This is a genomic window from Streptomyces sp. UF-297 (assembly GCF_058245575.1).
Genome location: NZ_JBSIBZ010000134.1, coordinates 1 through 18,121 on the forward strand (window position 1 = coordinate 1; position 18,121 = coordinate 18,121).

Below are 18,121 nucleotides of genomic sequence, written 5' to 3' on the forward strand. Positions count from 1 at the left end.
CCCCCCCCCCCCCCCCGCCCCCCCCCCCCCCCGGGGCGTGGGTCAGTCGTGCTTGAGGCTGGGGACCCAGCTGCGCAGGCCGAGTTGGATCTGCGGATCGCCGGGGTAGTCGGGCACGTTGGCGTTCAGGTGCTGGCGGATCCGGTCGAGTGTGGTGTTCTCCAGTTGCTTCCAACCGGCCTGGCGGCGCTTGAGTTCGGCGTCGCCCCACGAGCAGCGGCCGCGGCCGCACTGGGCCTCGAACTGGTCGCTGGAGAGCTTGCCGACCAGCGCGGAGACGTACGGCTTGGCGCTTTCGTCGACGTAGCGGGTGGTGAAGGCGTTGAAGGCGCTCGGCCGGTCGCCGCTGGGCTTGTAGAACGCGGCGAAGGTGTGCTTGGCCAGCTCGAACGCCTGGGCCTGGTACGCCTTGGCGCGTTCCTTGGCGTGGGCCTCGACCTGGTCGTCGACCTTCTCGCGCAGCTCGGCCGATGCGCGCATGATGCGCGCCTTCTCCTTGCCGGACGAGGCGGCCGCCGTCGCCTTCTCCGTGATCTTCGTGATGGTGGCCTTCTGGCTGTCCGCCCAAGTGGCCAGCACCTGCGCGTCCGACTTCAGTACGGCGCCGAGCTTGGCGTCGATCCGCGGCATGAGCGTGTCCTTGGCGAAGCCCGCCAGGAAGTTCCCCCACTGGCGGTTGCGCTCCGGGAGCAGGTCCTTGGGCGCGCTGTCGAGCTTGGCCCGGTCGCCGTCCGCGCGCTGGGCGGCCAGCGCGTGTTCCCGCAGCGAGTTGTACGCGATCTGCAGGGCCTGCTCCAGCAGCAGCACCGGTTCTGCCACGACGGCCAGCTCCGGCTGGGCGACCATGGCGACCTGCAGTCCCTCGGCGACGGTGTCGAAGCCGAGATTGACGTAGTCCCCGGCCTTGGCGTCCTCCGCGATCGCATAGCCGGTGGCGGCGATGCCCGCGTACGGGAGGACCTTCATGCCCACCCCACCGACGTGCTTGACCGACTTGCCGAGCCGGGCGAGCAGGGCGGTGTCGGTGCTCAGGGCGTGGACGGCGTCGAGATCGCGTCCCAGCGCCTGGGTGACCTGTGAGGAGAACGTCCCGAAGTCCTCGGCGGCCAGGTTCTTGCCCAGCGCGTCGCGCAGCGTCTGGTTCGTCTCGCGCAAGGGCGTGAGCACGGCCTTGGGGTTGCTCTTGAACTCCTCCAGCGTCGTGACGTAGTCGACGTCCGCGCCGTACTTCCCTACCCGCTCCCGGTGTGCGGCGGCCACCTCGTCATGCGTGGCCGATGCCCGTACCTCCGTGGTGTCCCCGGCCGGCTGCCGCTCGCAGGCGCTGATCGAGCGCTTGGCCCGGCCGGAAGAGCCAGGGCCGCAGACGCCGTTGCCGTCCGGCCAGCCCTTGCCCGCGAGCCAGTCGTTGAACCCGGGGTGGCTGACGCTGTCCACCCCCTCGACGAACAGGTACTTCCTGGGGATGTCGCCCTCATAAGCCCAGGCGCCGTTGGTGGACTTGCCGCCCAGGGGGCCCATGTTGTCGCCCTTGAGCGTCCCCTTGCTCCACGTACCCGGCTGCTTCAGGGCGTCCCATCGGATCTTGACCCTGACGGCCGATCCGCGTGCCTCGATGGCGTTGCCGCCTTCGAGGCCCTTCTTGGAGGAGTCCCACATGAACACATGCTGGTGATGGCCGAGTCTCTCGCTGCCCTCCGACAGCCTGATGCCGCGGTGCTCGGCGGTCTGCAGACCGCTCTCGTGGAGGGAGCGCCGCAGCTGGTCCAGGCCGACGTTCTCCTTGTCGATGACGATATGGGTGTACTCGTCGGAGATGGCCTGCGGGCTGCTGGCCCCGGCCCGCCCGCCGGGCACCGGCGCGGCCTCGGCAACTGCGGCGCCTGTCACCCCCAGCACCACGGTGGACGCCAGCATCGGCAGGGCGACGCGGCGCAGGGCAAGCCGCCGTATTTGCGTGGTCATCGTTTCCCTTCAACGGTCACGGCTTTTCTCCAAGGCGAGCCGCGATAGCGGGCGCGCTTGCTGTCCCGTGAAGTCTCGCTATGCGAGGTATTCGGGTGGATGACACTTTGGATCAGACTTGTCATCCTTATGGCGGATGCGCCGCCGCGGCCGGCCGTGGTTGCCGCGAACTGTGGGGGAAGCCGGATTCCGGCCGCGTACGGCAGGCTGGGACCGCCCGTCCTCCCGTTACTGAGATGCGGCCCGGTGCCTGCCTCCATGACAACTAACCCGCAGTGAAGTTGAGGGGGAGGGGGTGTTCACTCTCCGTCACGGACGCTACTATTTCCAGCTCGATACTGCCGGTGGCCTCAAGGGCACACCAACGCGTCCTGAGGGCCCCGGGGAGAAGGTACGGTGGATGGACAAGATCCATGCAGTTCTGGGCCAGGCGATGCGGGTTCACGGGGTCCTGGGGGCGGCCGTCGTCGATTTTCATCGGCGCATGGTCCTGGGGGCCATAGACCGTGGCACCGGGATCGATATGGACAAGGTCGCCTATGGGGACAGCGATGTCGTGCGGGCCAAGCTGTACACCTTGGAACTGCTCGGCTATTCCACGGACAGCGTTGAAGACATCCTGATCACGCTGCCCGAAGAGCTGCACATGATCCGTCCCCTGCCGCGACGCCGCGAGGGCGGCCTCTTCGTCTACTTGGTATTGGACCGCGCGCGAGTCGATCTTGACGTGGTGCGGCGCGAACTCCATGAGTTCGAAGAGCAGTTGAAGCTTTAGGCGGGGCGGCCAGGGCGCTGGCCTGCAGCAATCGGTACGGCCTGCCGGGGCGCGGTGCGGGTTCGGTCGGCCTCTCCGCGTACGGCGAGGTCGTCTCAATCCGGGCGCAGCGTAAGCGCTTTGGCGTTTGAAAGTGACGGCCGGCGCCCTGCTGGAGCAGTGGAGTGGACCTGCTCAACAGTGGCTCGGTCAGCGGCTCGGTCAGCGGCACATGTCGAGGACGGCGGGTGTGTAGGTGTGGGCCAGCGCCCGGTGCAGGCCCTGTTGGTGCAGGGGGTCGAGGCGCATGGCCACGATGACCTGGCGGGCGGCACGGGCAGCAGCAGAGGAAGCGCACTGCGCATGGGCGAGCTGGGGGCGTGCGGTGCGTATCGCCTGGAGCAGGCTGGTGCCGATGCGGTCCAGTTCGGGGCGGATCTCCTGGGCCAGATCGGGACAGGCGGCGGGGCGCCGGGAGGGGTGCCGCTCCCAGGAGCGGTGCAGGCCGCGCTGCACCACTTTGTTGGCCTCGATCTGGTCGCTGAAGATCCGCCGCACCGTGGTCCGGTCGACGCCGAGGCGATCGGCGCGCGCCGCCATGGCGTCCAGGACCTGCCGCTCCCGTGGCGGGTCGTCAATGGGCTTGGCGGTGCCCCACTTCGCTGCGGCAACCTTCTCCGCGGTCGTGAGACGTTCGGCGTACAGCTGGACCAACTGCACCAGCGCGGGGGAGACGCCGTCCACTGCGGCGCCGGGCGGGCACGGGTTTCTCCGCGCCGCGCTGCCGGGGGAGCCGCAGGCGGGCAGCGCGCAGGCGACCGGCGCGGCCGGGGAGTGAAGATAACGGCGGTTCATGGCATGCGGGGCCTTCCGTGCTGTCCCGTGGTCGGAGTGCGTCGGCGCAACGGACCGGATTCTGCGGCTGCCGCCCATGGGCCCGGTACGCCTGGAGGCAAGGGGTGAGGCCTGCGATCCGGCTTCATCGGCGGACGCTGTGACAACCGGACGGTGAATCCGCGGTGTGCTGTTCACTGTATTGAGATGCGCGGTGAGCGGCGCAGGTTCCATGGTGATGGAATTGTGCGGGGACGGTCGGGCGGAGGGTGTTCCGGCGCATTCCGAAGCCGGCGATCACTTCGAGGGTACGTAGCCCACATTCTGTATGCCGCGGCCCGGATAAAGCACGGGACTAAAGTCCCTGCGAGTGGCTGGATGCCTGCGATCCTGCGGGAGTCGGCCTGTTCCACGATGGGGGAGACCGGCGTGTACTCGGGAGTGCGCGCCCCAGTGCTTTGCCCGCACTTTACCTGTCCATGATGCGGGATGAATCGGCGGCTCGTATGTCAACTTAAGTACCAGGTGAATGGTCCTTTGGTAGGGCCTGATGGGGGCCGGCGGCATGGTCAGCTATTGGTCGACCAGTTCGCACGTCTTATCCGCAGTCCCCGATCCAGCAGAGCCCGTCCCGCGACGACGCACTGCCAAAGGTGTTGGAACATGATTTCCTCGGCCTCCTCGTCGCACATGCCCGACGGCGGTGGTCCCCGTGCCCCGCAACCACCCCGTGCGTCGGCGCTGACGGCCGTCGAACCGCCGGTGCTCTCGGCCACTGATGTGAGCAAAGTGTTCCTCTCCCCGCAGGGGCAGGCCGTGACCGCCCTGGAGGGGGTGTCGCTCACCGTCCGCACGGGCGAGTTCGTCTGCGTCGTCGGGCCGTCGGGCTGCGGGAAGTCGACGCTGCTGCGGATGCTCGGCGGGCTGGAGACGCCGTCGTCGGGCGACGTGGCCCGTGCAGACGTGGCCCGTGCGGGGAAGCGGGGGAGTTCTGCTGCGGCCTTCGTCTTCCAGGATTTCGGGGTGCTGCCCTGGCTGACCGTACGGACCAACGCGGCCTTCGGCCTGCGTATGGCGGGCGTCGGCCGACGGGCTGCCGAGCGCGACTCACAGCGCTGGCTGGAGCGGATGGGACTGGCCGACTTCGCGGACGGCTACCCCGACCGGCTCTCCGGCGGCATGCGCCAGCGCCTGGCACTGGCCCGCGCGTTCGCCACCGGCAGCCCCGTCCTGCTGATGGACGAGCCGCTGGGCGCGCTGGACCCGCAGACGCGGCGGCTGATGCAGGAACAACTGCTGGCGCTGTGGCAGGAGGAACGCAAGACCGTGGTCCTGGTGACGCACTCGATCGACGAGGCGATCCTGCTCGGGGACCGCGTCCTGGCGATGTCCGCCCGGCCGGGGCGGGTGACCGACGAGTTCGAAGTGCCCTTCCCGCGGCCGCGCGATCCCCAGGTGCTGGACGGTGCGGAGTTCGGGCGGTTGCGGGCCCGCGTATGGGACCGGCTGCGCCGGCAGCTCGCCGACGCCCCGGCCGCCCGTCCCGGACCGCCGTACGACAGCGCCGTGGAACCCGGCCCCGGGAGCACCGGAGGCGCGCGGTGAGCGGCTCCACCAGTACCGTGACCGCCGCCGAAGCGCTGCGCGAGGCCGCCACCCGCACCCGGCGCAACGCCTGGCGCAGTACGGCACTCGGCCTCGCCGTCCCCGTAGGACTGCTCCTGCTCTGGCAGGGGGCCGCACAACTGGGCGTGATCGACACGCTGCTGTTCCCGCCACCGACGGCCATCGCCTCGCAGCTGCTGGCGCTGGCCGAGGACGGCGAGCTGGGCACGCACGCCACGGCCACTCTCGGCCGACTGCTGCCGGGGTACGCCTTCGGAGCGGTGGCCGGTGCCCTGGCAGGTTTCGTCATGGGTGCCTCGCGCACCGTCGGCTCCCTGTTCGGCCCGCTCTTCGCGGCCCTGTACGCCCTCCCCAAGATCGCCACGCTGCCACTGCTGCTGCTCGTCTTCGGCCTCACCGAGACCCCGAAGGTGCTCTCGGTCGCCATCGCCGTCTTCTTCGTCCTGCAGATCAACACCCTCGCCGGAGTACGGCAGATCGACCCGCGCACGCTGGAGAGCGCTCGCGCCTACGGAGCCTCGGGGCTGCGCATGCTGCGCTTCGTCCTGTTGCCGGGGGCGTGCCCGGGCGTGGTGACCGGGCTGCGTACGGCGGCCGGGCTCGGCGTAGTGACCGCGGTCGCCGTCGAGTTCGTGGCCTCCGACAGCGGACTGGGCTATCTGATCTGGAATTCCTGGACGCTCTTCCAGCCCGAGCGCATGTACGTGGGCCTGGTCTCCGTCGCGCTGCTGGGCGCCGTCTTCTCCGGCGCGGTCCACCTGGCCGGGCGCTGGGCCATGCCGTGGCGGGCGGATGCGCCGCGCCGTGACATGCGGATTCCGCGGCGACGACGGACGACCGCCTCCTGAACCACCGCTTCCTGAAACGGCGTTGCGCCTTCCTGATCCGCCACCACCCCTCTCCTCTCCGCCCCGCGCCCGTGGCTGGGGCCCGTACCTCTTCACCGAACCCGTATGACCGTCCCCCTGAAAGGAACCCCTCGCTCATGATCCGCCGCCGAACAGCCCTTCTCGCCGCGCTGCCAGCGCTCGCCCTGCTCGCCGCCTGCCAGGGAGGCGGCACCAAGGACGCGGCCGCACCGACCGCGGTGCGCGTCGCCCATCTGCCCTCCACGCTCTTCGCGCCGCTGTACGTGGCCGATGCCAAGGGCTACTTCGCGAAGGAGGGGATCAAGGTCGACCTGCAGAAGGTCAAGAGCGGCCAGGACGCGGTCCCGCTGGCCGCGTCGGGGAAGCTCGACGCGGTCGTCGCGGGCTTCTCGGCCGGGCTGTTCAACGGCGTGTCCAAGGGCCTGGACGTCAAGGTCGCCGCTTCCATGGGCGCCTCCACCGGGGAGAATCCGTCCCCCACCGCCCTGGAGGTCTCCAAGAAGCTGCTGGACTCCGAGCGCGTGAAGAATCCGGCCGATCTGCGCGGGCGCAAGATAGCGGTCGCCGGCGGCGCGGGAGCGGCAGGCGGCTACCAACTCGCCGAGACCCTGCGCGCTTCGGGGCTCACGCTCAAGGACGTCAAGGTGGTGAATGTCGCGGTCCCCGACATGAAGGCCGCGCTCGCCGACGGGGGCGTGGACGCGGCGCTGGCGCCCGCCCCGTTCACCACCGCCATGGAACAGGCCGGCGTGGCCTCGCCGGTGGCCGTCCCGCCCAAGGGCACCACCGCGACCGGCGTCGTCCTCGGCAACTCTTTCGCGGACAAGCCGGTGGCGGGCAAGTTCCTCGCCGCACTGCGCAAGGCTGCGGCGGATCTGCAGGGCCCGGGCCGGACCTCGCAGGAGACGCTGGACATCCTGGCCAAGGCGACCGGCCAGAAGATCGAGGTGCTGCGCAAGACTCCGCCGTACCAGTGGGACCCCGAACTCAAGCCGGACACCGGCCAGTTGGAGAAGATGCAGCAGGCGTACCGCGACGCCGGGCTGCTCAAGGGCGACCCCGTGCCGATGAACAAGCTCGTGATGCGGTAGGTCCGTCGGGCAGGACGGAGACGGCAACCGCCCCCCCATGCGCAGCCCTTTGCGGGAGCGGCATGGGGGGTGTACGGGAGAAACGGCACCCGGATACATGAAGTTGCCGAGAACAGCAGACGCTGCCCGAATCGCAATCGGCCGGGCCGCTCCTCGTGGAGATGGCTGACGTGATTCTTATCGAGAAATTCTAGGGTTGAGGGCATGGAATATCGACGCCTTGGCCGCAGTGGCCTGTCCGTCAGCACGATCGCGTACGGCAATTGGTTCACCCATGGTTTCCAACTCCAGGAGGAGCAGGCGACCGCGTGTGTGCACGCCGCCCTCGACGCGGGGATCACCACCTTCGACACCGCGGACATGTACTCCGAGACGCGGGCCGAGGCCGTTCTGGGACGGGCACTGGCCGGGCAACGGCGGGAAGGGCTGGAGGTCTTCACCAAGGTTTTCTGGCCGACCGGGCCCGGCGCCAATGACCACGGCCTGAGCCGCAAACACATCATGGAGTCGTGCCACAATTCGCTGCGCCGGCTGCAGACCGACTACATCGACGTCTACCAGGCCCATCGGTTCGACCGGACGGTGCCCCTGGAAGAGACGATGCTCGCCTTCGCCGACCTGGTACGGCAGGGAAAGGTCCTTTACGTCGGCGTCTCGGAGTGGACCGCCGAGGAAATCACCCGCGGCGCCGCGCTCGCCCGTGAGCTGCGGGTCCCGTTCATCTCCAACCAGCCGCAGTACTCGATGCTGTGGCGGGCCGCCGAGTCCCAGGTCATCCCGGCATGCCGACGCGAGGGAATCGGCCAGATGGCATGGTCACCGCTTGCCCAGGGCGTACTCACCGGCAAATACCGCCCCGGCCGGACGCTGCCCGCCGACTCCCGTCTGACCTACGACGCCCGCAATCCCTTCCTCGGCGCGTTGGTACGCGACGAGGTGCTGGCCCGGGTGCAACTGCTGCGTCCGCTCGCTGAGCAGGCGGGGCTCACGATGGCCCAACTCGCCCTGGCGTGGGTGCTGCAGAACCCGGACGTGTCCTCGGCCGTCATCGGCGCCTCCCGCCCGGAACAGATCGCCGAAAACGTTGAGACAGCCGGCACCGAGCTCGATGCGGACCTGATGACGGCGATCGACGAGACCCTCGACGGCGTCATCGAGGACGACCCCCGCTCCACCATTTCCGTCGCCGCGTCCACCTTCGGTTCGTAATCCGGCGCACCGCGGCGTCGCGGCAGGAGTGAGGTGCCGCTCTGGCGCGCCGGACAATGCGTCCGGCGCGCCAGGGCGGCCTTCATGGCCGAGACGCGGGCGCGGTGCTATTTCCGGCCGTGGGCGTCGGTGAGGTCGCCCAGTTGGGCGGTGTAGGTGAGCAGGGCGGCCTGGACGCGGTTGGTGACGCGGAGTTTGGTGAAGACATTGCTGGCGTGGGTTTTGACGGTGGCTTCGCTCATTTTCAGGACGTCGGCGATATCGGCGTTGGAGAGGCCTTGTCCGATGCCGCGGAGCACTTCTTGTTCCCGGCGGCTGAGGGAGTCCAAGGCCTGCTGCTGTGCGTCGGTGATGCGGGGGAGTGCGGTGTAGGACTGGATCAGGTGCCGGGTGATGGAGGGGGAGAGCATGGCGTCCCCGGCGGCGACGACGCGGATGGCATGGATCAGCTCTTCGGGTTCGCAGTCCTTGAGCAGGAAGCCCGCCGCGCCGGCCCGGAGGGCGGAGCGGATGTACTCGTCCTGGCCGAAGGTGGTCAGGACGATGACCTTGGGCGGGTCGCGCAGCTCGGCCGCCAGCGCCGCGGTGGCCGTCAGGCCGTCCATGTGCGGCATCCGGATGTCCATCAGTACGACGTCGGGCTGGAGCGTGCGCGCGGCCTCGACCACCTTCGTACCGTCGTTGAGCTGGGTGACGACGTGGATGTCGGCGGCGGTGTCCAGGATGGAGGTCAGGCCCTGGCGGACGATGCTGTCGTCGTCGACGAGCACTACCTTGATCATTGGTCTCTTTCCTGTGGGGGAGGGACGGTGTCCCCGGGGTCGCCGAAGGGGATCGTCGCGGTGACGACGAAACCTCCCTCGGCCGTGGGAGCTGCGCGGAAGGTTCCTCCCAGGTGCTCCACCCGCTGGCGCAGGCCCACCAGGCCGTTGCCGCCGCTGGGAATGCCCCGTACCGGCTCGCTGGGTGGTTCGTTGGTCACCCGCGCCTGGTACAGGCCCTCGGTGCACCGCAGTTCCACCCGTACTGGTGCCCGTGGTGCGTACTTGACGGCGTTGGTCAGCGTCTCCTGCACGATGCGGTAGACCGTGCGGCGCACCTCGGCCGGTACCAGAGCCGTCTCCTTCTCGAAGACGAGCTCCACCGGGGTGCCGGTCGCCTCGGTCCCCTCGACCAGCCGCTCGATGGCCCGTACCGCCGGCGGTTTCAGCGGTGCCGGCTCGTTGTCCTCGCCGGGCGGGCGCAGCACGCCCAGCACGGCGCGCAGTTCCTCCAGCGCCGTGGCTCCCGCCCGCCGGATCAGATCCGCCTGCTGCGCCACCCACTCCGGGCCGCGGTCGGCACCGAGCTTCAGCGCTCCGGCATGCACCACCACATGGGTGACCCGGTGTGCCACCACGTCGTGCATCTCCCGGGCGATCCGGTTGCGTTCCTCGACCTGGGCCCGCTCGGTCACCAGCGCCTGTTCGTGCCGTAGGTGCTCGGTGTATTCGGTCAGGGAGACGATGCGTACCTGTCGCATCCGCAGATACGCGCCCGTCACGATGGGGGCGACGACATAGGCCAGTGCGCGGGCGATGACGTTCGCGGTGTCCAGTACGGGTTGGTACGGCCTGCCGAGAATCCACGGGGTGACCGCGGGGGCGGCCGCGGACACCGCGCCCGCGAGGTAGGTGAAGCGCATCGACCCGTACTGCGCCGCCGTCAGCAGAGCGCAGACGAGGGACCCCGGTGCCTGGAAGATCCAGTCTCCGGCCACGGCGATGCACAAGGTGGCCATGGGGTACCGCAGCCGGAGGATCATCAGAGGGCCCAGGACGAATGCCGCGACGAGGTCGAGGCTGATGTGGTGGGCGACCAGCCCGACGGCGGGTGTGGACAGGACGTCCACGGCGTTGTAGATCGTGGCCATCGCAGCGGGCAGATACAGCGCACGGGAGATCCTCCACCTGCGTCCCAGGGCGATGGACACGGGACCTCCAGTTTTGCGGCTTTTGCGCGTTGTGCTGCGTTCTAGAACGCTAACGGACGGATATCGCGGACACCCGGTGCCGCATCGGTACGGCGAGCGACGGCGAGCGGGCGGCGGTTTCCGGGCGCTGCCGTGGCTGCGGGCCAGGGGGGCACCCTCGCCGCCTGCGCGCATGCTGCGGGGCGGCCGCGGTGTGGCGCCCTCGGTTCCGGGAGTGGGCCGCACTCCACCTTCACCCGGTGGAAGAGGCCATCCGGTCGGCCGTCCGTGGCACCGGATCTCATCCGTACGTCGCGCCCGACCTCATCCGAAAGTATCGATGACCTTGCCCCGGTGCGAGGCGTCCGGAGCGCTACCGGACCGTCGTCGATCAGGGCCGTGCCACCGAACCGGAACGCGCCGCGGAGAGCAGCACGCTGCGCGCGGTCGCCGACCGGCGCAGGGCGCCGGGGCACGGCGGCAGCGTCGTGGTGTACGCGGCCGTTCGTACCGCGCAGGGCACCGGACGGGGGAGCGCTGTCGGCCGACGGGGGCCGTGGCTTGACGCCGTGTCACCTTGCCCGTTCCCCGCCCCTCGGCACGAGATTCAGCTCAGCTGTCACGGGGCTTAAGAAATCGTTGATGGACTCACGGGACGGATTTCGGCAGATTGTTGCCACCCGGCGTGATCACATTCGGAGCCGTCCTGGCCCGTGCCCCGCCGTGGTTCTCCGCCTGGCCTGTCGTCATGCGGTCGGACTCGCTCTCGTACAGGAGGCTCAAGGGTGAAGGCACTGGTGAAGGACAAGGCGGAGCCGGGACTGTGGCTGCGGGATGTCCCCGAGCCCACGATCGGCCCGGGCGATGTCCTGATCAAGGTGCTGCGCACCGGAATCTGCGGCACCGACCTGCACATCCGCGCCTTCGACGCCTGGGCCCAGCAGGCCGTGCGCACGCCGCTGGTGCTCGGCCACGAGTTCGTCGGCGAGGTCGTGGAGACCGGCCGCGACGTCGCGGAGATCAAGGCGGGCGACCGCGTCAGCGGCGAGGGCCACCTGGTGTGCGGCAAGTGCCGCAACTGTCTGGCCGGGCGCCGCCATCTGTGCCGCGCCACGGTCGGCCTCGGGGTCGGCCGGGACGGGGCCTTCGCCGAGTACGTCGCGCTGCCCGCCTCCAACGTGTGGGTGCACCGCGCCCCGGTGGACCTCGACGTGGCGGCGATCTTCGACCCGTTCGGCAATGCCGTGCACACCGCCCTGTCCTTCCCCCTGGTCGGGGAGGACGTACTGATCACCGGAGCCGGCCCGATCGGTCTGATGGCCGCGGCCGTGGCCCGGCACGCCGGTGCCCGCAACGTCGTCATCACCGACGTCAGCGAGGAGCGGCTGGAGATCGCCCGCAAGATAGGGGTCAGCCTCGCGCTCAACGTCACCGACGCGGCCGTCGCCGACGGGCAGCGGGCACTGGGCCTGCGCGAGGGGTTCGACGTCGGCCTGGAGATGTCCGGCCGCCCCGAGGCGATGCGCGACATGATCGCCAACATGACGCACGGCGGCAAGATCGCGATGCTGGGCCTGCCCGCCCAGGAGTTCCCGGTCGACTGGGCCCGGATCGTCACCTCCATGATCACGATCAAGGGCATCTACGGCCGCGAGATGTTCGAGACCTGGTACGCGATGACGGTGCTGCTCGAAGGCGGCCTCGACCTCGCCCCCGTGATCACCGGCCGGTACGCCTACCAGGACTTCGAGGAGGCTTTCGCGGACGCGGCCAGCGCCCGCAGCGGAAAGATCGTTCTCGACTGGACCGCGTGACGGCCGCCCCGGTCCGTCCAGCACCGCGTTTCGCCCGCCCCTCGCCGCTCTCCCGAGCCCGTACCCATCCCTAGGAGCCCCTTCATGTTCGACTCTGTCCGCGACGACCTGCGCGCCACCCTGGACGAGATCCGCGCCGCCGGTCTGCACAAGCCGGAGCGGGTCATCGACACCCCGCAGTCGGCGACCGTCAACGTCAGCGCGGGCGGACGCACCGGCGAGGTCCTCAACTTCTGCGCGAACAACTACCTCGGCCTCGCCGACCACCCCGAGATGGTCGCCGCCGCCCACCAGGCGCTGGACCGCTGGGGCTTCGGCATGGCCTCCGTACGCTTCATCTGCGGCACGCAGGAAGTGCACAAGGAGCTGGAGCAGCGGCTGTCGGCGTTCCTCGGCCAGGAGGACACGATCCTGTACTCCTCCTGCTTCGACGCCAACGGCGGCGTCTTCGAGACGCTGCTCGGCGAGCAGGACGCGGTGATCTCCGACGCCCTCAACCACGCCTCGATCATCGACGGCATCCGCCTGTCCAAGGCCCGCCGCTTCCGCTACGCCAACCGCGACCTGGCCGACCTGGAGGCCAAGCTCAAGGAGGCCTCCGACGCCCGGCGGCGCCTCATCGTCACCGACGGCGTGTTCTCCATGGACGGCTACCTCGCGCCGCTGAAGGAGATCTGCGACCTGGCCGACCGCTACGACGCCATGGTCATGGTCGACGACTCGCACGCCGTCGGCTTCGTCGGCCCCGGCGGCCGCGGCACCCCCGAACTGCACGGCGTGATGGACCGCGTCGACATCATCACCGGCACCCTCGGCAAGGCGCTCGGCGGTGCCTCCGGTGGCTACGTCGCCGCCCGCGCCGAGATCGTCGCCCTGCTGCGCCAGCGCTCGCGCCCCTACCTGTTCTCCAACACTCTCGCCCCGGTGATCGCCGCCGCCTCCATCAAGGCGCTGGACCTCATCGAGACCGCGGGCGAACTGCGCGAGCGGCTCGCGGCGAACACCAAGCTGTTCCGCACCCGCATGACCGAGGAGGGCTTCGACATCCTCCCCGGCGACCACGCGATCGCCCCCGTCATGATCGGCGACGCGTCCGAGGCCGGGCGCATGGCCGAGCTGCTGCTGGAGCGCGGCGTCTACGTCATCGGCTTCTCCTACCCGGTGGTGCCCCAGGGCCAGGCCCGCATCCGCGTCCAGCTGTCCGCCGCGCACTCCACCGAGGACGTGAACCGCGCGGTGGACGCGTTCGTCGATGCCCGGGCGGCCCTGGCAGGATGATCGTGTGATCGATCCCCGACGGCTGCGCACGCTGCGGGCCGTGGCAGACCACCGTACGGTGACTGCCGCGGCCGCCGCCCTGTACCTGACCCCCTCCGCGGTCTCCCAGCAGATCGCCGCGCTGGAACAGGAAACAGGCCACAAGATCCTGGAACGGGACAAGCGCGGTATGCGGCCGACGGCCGTCGGGGAAATCCTGCTGCGGCGGGGCAGCGCGGTGCTCGCCGAACTGGAGCGCGCCGAGGCCGAGATCGCGGCCTACACCTCCGGCGCGGCCGGCGAGGTCACGCTCGCGGCCTTCGCCACCGGCATCGCCGTGGTGCTGGCCCCGGCCATCACCGCGCTCGGCACTACCTCCCCGGGCATCCGCGTGCGGGTACGCGACGCCGAGGGCGATGTCAGCCTGCCGATGGTCCTGGACGGCCGCGCCGACATCGCCGTGGCCGTCGAGTACCGCGGCGCGCCCAGCGCCGACGACCAGCGGCTGCTGCGGGTCCCGCTGTACGCCGACCCGTTCGACGCCGTACTGCCTCGTGACCACAAGCTCGCCACAGCCGAAACGGTGCCCGTCGCCGCACTCGCCGACGACCGCTGGATCGGCCCCTATCCCGGCAACCCCTGTCACGACCTCATCGTCCTGGCCTGCGAATACGCCGGATTCCAGCCCCATTTGGAACACTCCTCCGACGACTTCAGAGCCGTGGTCAGCCTGGCCGCCGCAGGCGCCGGAGTGTCCCTCGTCCCCCGCTCGGCACTGCGCGACATGGACCTGTCCCATGCCGTCGTCCGCCCCGTGGAGGGCGTCGTCCCCACCCGCCGGGTCTTCGCCGCCGTCCGCTGCGGCGCCGAGGAACATCCCTTGCTACGCCCCGTCCTGGACGCCCTGCGCGCCGCGGCCACCACCGTCCCACCGGCTGGCCCGCCCCTTCTTTGAGGGGCGTCTTCTTCGAGGGGCGTCCTGCCCGTCTTCCGGTCGCCGGCGAGGCTCTCGGGCTCCTCATGGACGACCACCGACACGCTGCTCGCCGACCACGTACGGCGCCCGGCACGACGCCGCGGCCGTCCGCACCGAGCTGCTGCCTCAGCGGGCCCTGAACCGATCGCTGACCGAAGCCCGCGCGCCCAAGGCTTGTGCCGCTGGCGCACGGCGCCGTTCAGCATCGGTCAGAAGGTGCCTTCGATCCACCGGGCATCCGTCAGGTAGCGGCGGTCGTGCCCGTCCCCGACGTGCCGGCTGAAGGCCGGATGGCCCGCTGCGGCGTGCTGTCGCATCAAGCTGACCAGGGCTCGCAGCCGCTCGGCCGCGACGGCGGGCAGCGCGGCCCGTTCCGTCTGGGACAAGCCGTAGGAGTCGGCGAACAGTGCAAGGCGCCGCCGTGCCTCCGGCACCGGCAAGGAGAGTTCCACGTCGTCCGGGGCGTACAAGGGGACGAAGCGATACGCGGTGTAGGCGGCATCCCACAGGCGCGGACCGGGATGGGCGGTGTCGAAGTCGATGAAAGCGACCGGAAGTTGGTCGCGAAACACCATGTTGTAGGTGGCCGCGTCACCATGGCAGATCACCTCCGTCGGCTCACGCGGCGGCAGTTGCCAGGCGTCATCCGGTTCCCGCACGAAGCCGGCGGAGGCCTCGCTCCTGCGTCCCGTCCGCGCTGAACCCGTACGGCCGTGGAGCCCCGACGAAGCCCGCATCCCGCAGATGCGCGAGGAAACGCTGGACGGTGGCGCTCCAGGCTCCAGCGGGACGCCGGACGCGATCGCCCGCACGGACAACTTGGTTCACACCGCCGAAGAACACTTCCTGATCTTCCACGGGAGCAGGCTAGTTGTGCGGCCCGCCCTCAGCAGCCGAATATCCGGCGGGCCTTACGCGTCAAGTCAGCCAGCCGTCGGTGCGTCACGGCCACCGATGGGGAGGCAGAGCACACTCATCCCCCCTCGAGATGCCCTTCCGATACGCACTCTGGCCGTGCGCTCTTGTCCGGGAGACAGTCCGGGCGAGCCCCGGACCAGCCCGGACATCCCGTGCCCGTCCCGGACAGCCGCGGGCTGTTGCCGGGCTCGTCGATGAACCGCAGACTCTGTGGTGTCCGGCCGAGCCGGCCGATGCTGTCGCGAAGAACATCTGAACTCCCGGACAGCGGTGACCGAAATGCCGACCGCGCGACCACGGGCGCTCCGAATCGTCCCGAGCCCTCGGCAGCCCCACTGACACCGGCCCTGAGACCGCTCTTGGCGACCGTGGCATCCCGGTCCTGGGGAACGTCGAGTTCGGGCACGCCGGCCCGAATCTGCCCATGCCGGTCGGCATCCGCGTCGCCCTCGACGCGCAGCAGCGGACATTGTCGCTGCTCGAACCGGCAGTACGCCCGCTCACGGTGACGGGACCGGGCGGCTGAGCAACGCGGACAGGGCGCTTCTTCATGGGGGCTGAGAGGTGTTCTCACAGTGGGTGTTCCGTGACGATCCGCCCAATTTCGCGATGAGTTGGGTCTCGGATGGCCGGCGCGGGCTGGGCGAGGGTGAACAAGCCGAGTTCGGGTTCCGCGAGGATGCCGCGGTAGCCGCCGCGTACCGGGGCTGGCGGCCGACGTCGCGGGCGCTTTGGCTCATAACCGGCTGCGCCCACGAGGCTGGAGAGGCTGCTTCTGCGGATCGAGCGGGACAGCACCCCGGGCGTCGCCGTCGCCGGGGTCGCGGGTTTCCATCTCGCCGCTGATTCCGGGGAAGTCGAGCGAAGAGCGCCACTGCACTCTGCTTGCCTGGGAACACCGGCCTGGCTTTCAAGGGCCGGACCGGGCCGGACCGGCCGAGGTCTACGAAGGCGTCCGGCCAGGCCCAGGGTCTGCGCGCCGCTGCCGCAGTACGTGGGCCAGAGCCCCGGCCGGGAACAGCAGGAAGAGCAGGGCCGCTCCGCCCGATACCGCTGCCAGTACGGCCGCCCCACCGCCCCCGAGGTCTTCCTCTCGGACAGCGACCTGGGGATCGTCCGCCTGATAGCGGACAGTCATCCGGGTCCCGGCGGACGCCTTCCCGCCGCCGCTGCCCGCTGGTAGATCCGCCACCACGGTCCGGCCGTCGGCCACGAACTCGACCTGGCATTGACCCAACATGCATGAGCCCTCTGTATGCAATGTTGCGGGAGTCTGCCGGCCGTCCTGAAAGGAGCGCAGATGCCGGGCCGCCGGAAGCAGAACCAGCAGCGACAGTGCGGCCAGCAGCAGGGCGAGAACCAGGCCTGTCACCGCGGCCGCAACAGGTCGCGCGTTACGCGTTCCCTCGTCATGGTGCCGCCCGCCGGCAGCGCTCGCGTCTGTTATGCCGTCCACGTCTCGTGCTGTCCCTTCCCATTCCCCCGCCCGACACCAACCGCATCAGAGTAGAACCCGACGAAAACCTCGCAGAACACCCACTCAGGCTCAGGCGGATTTGAGGAGCTCGGCCAGCCGAAGAGTGTCGTCGAGGTAGCGGTCGTAGGGGAAGTCGGCCGCGACGAGCTTGGCGCGGAACTCGTCGTAGAGGGGCTTGCCGGCGGTGTGGAAGGCTTTCCGGCCGGCGTCGGTAAGCCGGACCAGGCGCCGTCGCGCGTGTGCGGGGTCGATGGTGATCTGCACCAGGCCGTCCGCCTCAAGTGGTCGCAGCGCCCGGCTGATCGCCGGGTCGGACACCGACAGTGCCTGCGCCAGCTGGTGCTGTGTCACCGGCTCGATGTCCTCCAGTGTGCCCAGCAGTCGTATCTGGCTGTAGGTCAGGCCGTCCCGATCGTCGGTGCGTTGCCGGGCTGCCTCGCCCAGCAGCATGACCACACGGTGCAGCAGGTCTGCGAGTCCTTCATCCACGGCGTCAGCATAACAGAGTGTTGACGGGTTAATGTTAACTAGGTAAGACTGAAGTCATGGACAACGTCAGTTACCTCGCCCAGTCAGCCTTCCCTTTGGTCTGGATCCTGGTCCCGGCCATCGGCGCCTTCGTGCGGGCCCGCCACGCCAAGTCCCCCCAAGAACGGCTGGAGATATGGCAGCGCTGGTGGGCCATCGGCGCCTTCGGCATCGGCAGCCTGTGGATGACGGTCGCGTTTCTCGCCTTCCCGGAGGTCATGGCCACCGCGATCGGCTTCGACCGGACGCCCTTCATGTTCGAGATCGCCTTCGCCAACCTCGGGTTGGCCGTCATGGGCTTCCGCGCCGCCTCGGCCTCGCCGCGTGAGCGCATCACCATCGGGATCGGCGGCGGCATGTTCCTCTGGGGAGCCGTCGTCGGCCACCTCTACCAGTGGTTCGCCAACGGCGACCACGCCCCCGGGAACACCGGGGGAGTCCTCGTCAACGACCTCCTGATCCCGGCGGTCATGATCATCCTGGCTGTGCGGTCCCGGCGCCTGGCCGCCACGCCCCGCCCGGTCGGCTCACTCGCCGCCTGACACCGCGGGAGCTGCCCTTGCCACGGCGACTCGTGTCCGCCGCAAACCCGACCACGAGACCGACGCGGCACAAGGAGTCGCCGCCGGGCAGCTCACCGTGTTTGTCGCGCAGTGATCGCTTTCGCCCGCACTGTGCCGGCGCTGGAACTCTCCGTTCCCAACAACGCCGGCCAGAAGCTTCGCGGTGGCCTCGGGGGCCTCCACGGGGAAGTGGTGGCTGCCCAGGCCGACGAGCACGATGGCGAGGCGGTCTCCGTAGCGGTCGATCGCCTCCTGCGTCACCAGGTCACCAACGGCGAACACGGTGACC

At 69.7% G+C, this 18,121-nt stretch carries 17 protein-coding genes and 1 pseudogene; 12 read left to right on the plus strand and 6 right to left on the minus strand.

The window, feature by feature from the left end:
• Positions 1-42 precede the first annotated feature (42 nt).
• Complete coding sequence (locus AC4IJH_RS40890) at positions 43-1,965, minus strand: hypothetical protein (RefSeq protein ID WP_490857102.1); 1,923 nt, start codon at positions 1,963-1,965, stop codon at positions 43-45.
• Positions 1,966-2,365: 400 nt separating this feature from the next.
• Between AC4IJH_RS40890 and AC4IJH_RS40895 the strand changes: the two genes are divergently transcribed.
• Positions 2,366-2,740: a hypothetical protein gene (locus AC4IJH_RS40895; RefSeq protein ID WP_490857103.1), complete on the plus strand. Its 375-nt coding sequence runs from the start codon at positions 2,366-2,368 to the stop codon at positions 2,738-2,740.
• 201 nt (positions 2,741-2,941) lie between these two features.
• Here AC4IJH_RS40895 and AC4IJH_RS40900 read toward each other — a convergent pair whose 3' ends face one another.
• Positions 2,942-3,574 carry a chorismate mutase gene (locus AC4IJH_RS40900; RefSeq protein WP_490857104.1) on the minus strand — a complete coding sequence of 211 codons (633 nt, stop codon included), beginning with the start codon at positions 3,572-3,574 and terminating at the stop codon, positions 2,942-2,944.
• Between the two features lie 642 nt (positions 3,575-4,216).
• Between AC4IJH_RS40900 and AC4IJH_RS40905 the strand changes: the two genes are divergently transcribed.
• From AC4IJH_RS40905 to AC4IJH_RS40920, 4 genes are all read left to right on the plus strand, one after another.
• Positions 4,217-5,158: an ABC transporter ATP-binding protein gene (locus tag AC4IJH_RS40905; RefSeq protein ID WP_490857105.1), complete on the plus strand. Its 942-nt coding sequence runs from the start codon at positions 4,217-4,219 to the stop codon at positions 5,156-5,158.
• The gene (locus AC4IJH_RS40910; protein WP_490857106.1) at positions 5,155-6,027 is read left to right on the plus strand and encodes an ABC transporter permease; all 873 of its coding nucleotides are present in this window, start codon (positions 5,155-5,157) and stop codon (positions 6,025-6,027) included. The genes AC4IJH_RS40905 and AC4IJH_RS40910 overlap by 4 nt, the downstream gene beginning before the upstream one ends.
• A 137-nt stretch (positions 6,028-6,164) precedes the next feature.
• Positions 6,165-7,139 carry an ABC transporter substrate-binding protein gene (locus AC4IJH_RS40915; RefSeq protein WP_490857107.1) on the plus strand — a complete coding sequence of 325 codons (975 nt, stop codon included), beginning with the start codon at positions 6,165-6,167 and terminating at the stop codon, positions 7,137-7,139.
• A 204-nt stretch (positions 7,140-7,343) separates the two neighbouring features.
• Positions 7,344-8,348, plus strand: coding sequence for an aldo/keto reductase family protein (locus tag AC4IJH_RS40920; protein ID WP_490857108.1), 1,005 nt, complete (start codon positions 7,344-7,346; stop codon positions 8,346-8,348).
• 107 nt (positions 8,349-8,455) lie between these two features.
• Here the strand turns inward: AC4IJH_RS40920 and AC4IJH_RS40925 are convergent, their stop codons facing one another.
• Both AC4IJH_RS40925 and AC4IJH_RS40930 read right to left on the minus strand, forming a co-directional pair.
• A complete protein-coding gene (locus AC4IJH_RS40925; RefSeq protein ID WP_490857109.1) occupies positions 8,456-9,130 on the minus strand; it encodes a response regulator in 675 nt (224 codons plus the stop codon).
• Complete coding sequence (locus AC4IJH_RS40930; RefSeq protein ID WP_490857110.1) at positions 9,127-10,320, minus strand: sensor histidine kinase; 1,194 nt, start codon at positions 10,318-10,320, stop codon at positions 9,127-9,129. Before AC4IJH_RS40930 ends, AC4IJH_RS40925 begins: the two co-directional genes overlap by 4 nt.
• Before the next feature lie 764 nt (positions 10,321-11,084).
• On the opposite strand from AC4IJH_RS40930, the gene tdh reads away from it, so the two are divergent.
• The 3 genes from tdh (at position 11,085) to AC4IJH_RS40945 (ending at position 14,325) form a co-directional block, all read left to right on the plus strand.
• On the plus strand, positions 11,085-12,113 hold the full coding sequence (gene tdh, locus AC4IJH_RS40935) for an L-threonine 3-dehydrogenase (protein ID WP_490857111.1): 1,029 nt from the start codon (positions 11,085-11,087) through the stop codon (positions 12,111-12,113).
• 84 nt (positions 12,114-12,197) lie between these two features.
• A complete protein-coding gene (locus tag AC4IJH_RS40940) occupies positions 12,198-13,391 on the plus strand; it encodes a glycine C-acetyltransferase (RefSeq protein ID WP_490857112.1) in 1,194 nt (397 codons plus the stop codon).
• Between the two features lie 4 nt (positions 13,392-13,395).
• Positions 13,396-14,325: a LysR family transcriptional regulator gene (locus AC4IJH_RS40945; RefSeq protein ID WP_490857113.1), complete on the plus strand. Its 930-nt coding sequence runs from the start codon at positions 13,396-13,398 to the stop codon at positions 14,323-14,325.
• A 230-nt stretch (positions 14,326-14,555) separates the two neighbouring features.
• Here the strand turns inward: AC4IJH_RS40945 and AC4IJH_RS40950 are convergent, their stop codons facing one another.
• Positions 14,556-15,005 carry a phosphotransferase gene (locus tag AC4IJH_RS40950; RefSeq protein ID WP_490857114.1) on the minus strand — a complete coding sequence of 150 codons (450 nt, stop codon included), beginning with the start codon at positions 15,003-15,005 and terminating at the stop codon, positions 14,556-14,558.
• A 626-nt stretch (positions 15,006-15,631) separates the two neighbouring features.
• Between AC4IJH_RS40950 and AC4IJH_RS40955 the strand changes: the two are divergent.
• A pseudogene (locus AC4IJH_RS40955) lies at positions 15,632-15,790 on the plus strand (LD-carboxypeptidase); the annotation flags it as partial.
• A gap of 468 nt (positions 15,791-16,258) precedes the next feature.
• The gene (locus AC4IJH_RS40960; protein WP_490857115.1) at positions 16,259-16,447 is read left to right on the plus strand and encodes a hypothetical protein; all 189 of its coding nucleotides are present in this window, start codon (positions 16,259-16,261) and stop codon (positions 16,445-16,447) included.
• A gap of 363 nt (positions 16,448-16,810) precedes the next feature.
• Here the strand turns inward: AC4IJH_RS40960 and AC4IJH_RS40965 are convergent, their stop codons facing one another.
• On the minus strand, positions 16,811-17,230 hold the full coding sequence (locus AC4IJH_RS40965) for a MarR family winged helix-turn-helix transcriptional regulator (RefSeq protein WP_490857116.1): 420 nt from the start codon (positions 17,228-17,230) through the stop codon (positions 16,811-16,813).
• 56 nt (positions 17,231-17,286) lie between these two features.
• Between AC4IJH_RS40965 and AC4IJH_RS40970 the strand changes: the two genes are divergently transcribed.
• Both AC4IJH_RS40970 and AC4IJH_RS40975 read left to right on the plus strand, forming a co-directional pair.
• Complete coding sequence (locus AC4IJH_RS40970) at positions 17,287-17,811, plus strand: DUF6790 family protein (protein ID WP_490857117.1); 525 nt, start codon at positions 17,287-17,289, stop codon at positions 17,809-17,811.
• A gap of 111 nt (positions 17,812-17,922) precedes the next feature.
• Positions 17,923-18,121 (plus strand): hypothetical protein (locus AC4IJH_RS40975; RefSeq protein ID WP_490857118.1); only part of this gene is annotated, 199 nt, incomplete at its 3' end.